This window comes from Pseudomaricurvus hydrocarbonicus (genome assembly GCF_011602365.1).
In the GTDB taxonomy this organism is placed as follows: domain Bacteria; phylum Pseudomonadota; class Gammaproteobacteria; order Pseudomonadales; family Cellvibrionaceae; genus Pseudomaricurvus; species Pseudomaricurvus hydrocarbonicus.
This window is the reverse complement of the sequence record NZ_JAAONZ010000042.1, coordinates 1-3,041: the sequence shown is the minus strand read 5'-3', so window position 1 is coordinate 3,041 and position 3,041 is coordinate 1. Positions and strand designations below refer to the sequence as shown.

Genomic DNA, 3,041 nt, shown 5'->3' with positions numbered 1-3,041 from the left:
TGTGCCATGAGCCTAAACCCTTTGTTTGTTAGTGTTTGGTCGCACATTCATTATACAAACAATAGTGGTTTAGGCTCCCTTCGGAGTGAATAACTGGGACAGCAGTGGCTCTGACCCCTTTGATTCGTGATTCCCACATTGGCTCAGCGAATCTATGCCTTCCTCATGGAGTCATGGTAAAGTCCGGCCATAGACCGTTGCCCTCGGCAACGCTCATCAGGACTTGATCGCAATAAGGATATTGACCATGCCAGACCTGTTTTTCCCCACAGTTTCCACTCGTCCAGCCCATCTCTGTGATTCCCAACCCGAAACCCAGAAACACTTTCTCGCCTGCAATCCTCAGGTCAAGGATCAGAACCAATGGCTTGCACCGCATGTCGCCTACGACCTGTCGGAGACTGCCTCGCCATCGACGAATGCCATTCTGCGAGAGATGAATCAACTGCCCATTCACCAACGCACCAACCTGTCAGCCTGTGTGGCCGATTTTGGTGATGAAACCTCGGTGCTGGCGAAGTTCTACGACCAACACCTGGCGGGACTCGATCTCACGACCACCGCACAAGACAGCAACGGTCTCGCCGGCATGGGCATGGCGGTACTGGGTGCACGCGCAGACAGCTTTCAAACCGCGCTGCAGCAATACCAACAGGCCCTCATCCAATTAAACAATTATCACCGTGTGGGCCGAGTGGCGGGGTAATCCCCCCGGAAATTAACAGGAGTCAAAAGTAGAATTTTCTCGTAACCTATACGCAGGAGATTCTGTATGAAACGATCAAGATTTACTGACAGCCAGATCATGGCCATCCTCAAGCAGTCTGAGTCGGGCACCCCCGTCCCAGAGCTATGTCGCGAACATGGCATGAGCAATGCCACCTTCTACAAATGGCGTGCTAAATACGGCGGTATGGATGCATCCCTGATGGCCCGCCTGAAAGAGCTGGAAGACGAAAACCGCCGGCTGAAGAAGATGTACGCCGAAGAGCGAATCAAGGCGGAAATCCGCAAGGAAGCACTGGAGGGAAAGCTGTAAAGCCATCTCATCGGCGCGAGATGGCACAGCAAGCAATCCAGAAGCATGGCGTCAGTATCCGTCTGGCATGTGAAAGCCTGTCGATCAGTGAGACCTGCTTCCGCTATCAGGCCAAGCTATCTACTGAAAATGCCGAGATCGCTGACTGGTTAATCCGGTTGACTCACAATCAAAAGAACTGGGGCTTTGGCCTGTGTTTTCTGTTTTTGCGCAATGTGAAGGGCTTTGGATGGAACCACAAGCGTGTGTATCGGATATACCGGGAGTTGGAGTTAAATCTGCGCATCAAGCCCAAGAAGCGGATTGTCCGGGAGAGGCCGGAACCTCTAGCGGTACCGGAGGCCATTAACCAGTGCTGGTCGATGGACTTCATGCATGACCAGCTGGAGGATGGAAGGAGCTACCGCTTGTTTAATGTGCTGGATGACTTTAACCGGGAAGGACTGACCATTGAAGTGGATCTGTCGCTGCCAGCTGAGCGGGTAACCAGGGCTTTGGAGCAGGTAATCGAATGGCGGGGCAAACCCCGAACTTTGCGTTGTGACAATGGTCCAGAATACATCAGTGGCACATTAGCCACTTGGGCGGAAAAGCATGGCATCCAGCTGAGTTTTATCCAACCGGGCAAACCTCAGCAAAATGCCTATATCGAGCGCTATAACCGAACGGTTCGTTATGACTGGCTGGGTCAATATCTGTTCGAAAGCATTGCGCAAGTTCAGGATCATGCCACACGCTGGCTATGGACCTACAATAATGAGCGGCCTAATATGGCGCTAGGCGGCATCACACCTAAAATGAAATTGGAGCATGCTGCCTGACCTTCTACTTTTGACATCGGTTAAAAATGGGGGGATTACCGCGGCACAGCGCAAGATGGAACTGCGCAACCAGGTGATCGCCGCCTACGAAAAACTGAATCACTATTACCAGCAGGAACTGCGTCGCATTGTGCCCGCAGAACGGTTTATGAAAAACAAAGGCTCCGCCCTGTCCAATGCCCAGCGCGGTATCACCCTGGCAGAACGACCCCGCGGGCGCGGAATCCACGTCGCCAATGCCCACGAAGGCCAACAGATCAGCAGACTTGCCAAAGGCATCCGCTACGCCGGTAGAGGCGCCGTTGTCCTGGATGCGGGATTTCGAGTAAACACCGTGCATAACACTTATGCGGACGGAGGAAACTGGCAGAGGGAGTGGGCAGTGCAAACGGGTGGTTTTCTGGGAGCTAGTGCCACAGGCACACTGGTTGGCCGAGCCGCTTTCTTAGCGAGTCGTATAGCATTAATGGCAACACCTTGGGACTGGGCATTTCTTATTGGATCTACAATTGTTGCAGGTGCTTATTTGGCCTATCAAGCGGACAATGGAATGAAGGGAATCAGTGGCGAATTATGGGATAAACTTGTCAAATGAGAATGATCGATTGGTATGATGTTTATGTTTATATCGGTGGGTTTTCTCTGATCATCATGAGTATCGCCTGGCTTATCTTTGGCATCACCACCATGAGAAAGCTGGATAAGGCTATTGTGGAGGAAGGGAAACCACGCCCCTGTCAGTGGGACCCCATGTGGTGGCGCGCACACCTGTACACATGGCCTATTATCTTTTCTGGCAAGTCATTCAGCGAACTTGAAAACCGCATTATTGACACTCAAGACGTCAAAAAGAATATCAATACATACGATAAAGTTCTCTCGTGGATATTATTTTTGTCTAACTGCATTATGATCAATTGTCTTCTTATTGGCTGGATTCTCGACCTCTACTAACGGCTTTTACAAGACAACTACAGCGGATGAAAAAACCAAACCCCAGCAGATCGATAAAACAGATCAGGCAATGGGGGGAGCTGTTTGCAGGGAAAAGGGCTCTGACCCACTGCTGTCCCAGTTATTCACTCCGAAGGGAGCCTAAACCACTATTGTTTGTATAATGAATGTGCGACCAAACACTAACAAACAAAGGGTTTAGGCTCATGGCACATTCTAGCACCGTA

At 50.9% G+C, this 3,041-nt stretch carries 4 protein-coding genes; all 4 read left to right on the top strand.

Annotated features, from left to right (window positions below; all coding sequences use genetic code 11):
• Nucleotides 1-247: 247 nt before the first annotated feature.
• Complete coding sequence (locus tag G8770_RS23730) at nt 248-706, top strand: hypothetical protein (RefSeq protein ID WP_167192534.1); 459 nt, start codon at nt 248-250, stop codon at nt 704-706.
• A gap of 66 nt (nt 707-772) precedes the next feature.
• A protein-coding gene (locus tag G8770_RS23725; protein ID WP_243760663.1) for an IS3 family transposase occupies nt 773-1,860 on the top strand; the annotation gives its coding sequence in 2 pieces (ribosomal slippage) (nt 773-1,028 and nt 1,028-1,860; 1,089 coding nt in all).
• Complete coding sequence (locus G8770_RS23720; RefSeq protein WP_167192533.1) at nt 1,850-2,455, top strand: hypothetical protein; 606 nt, start codon at nt 1,850-1,852, stop codon at nt 2,453-2,455. Before G8770_RS23725 ends, G8770_RS23720 begins: the two co-directional genes overlap by 11 nt.
• Entirely contained in the window at nt 2,452-2,814 is a 363-nt protein-coding gene (locus tag G8770_RS23715; protein WP_167192532.1) for a hypothetical protein, read from the top strand. Before G8770_RS23720 ends, G8770_RS23715 begins: the two co-directional genes overlap by 4 nt.
• Nucleotides 2,815-3,041 lie beyond the last annotated feature (227 nt).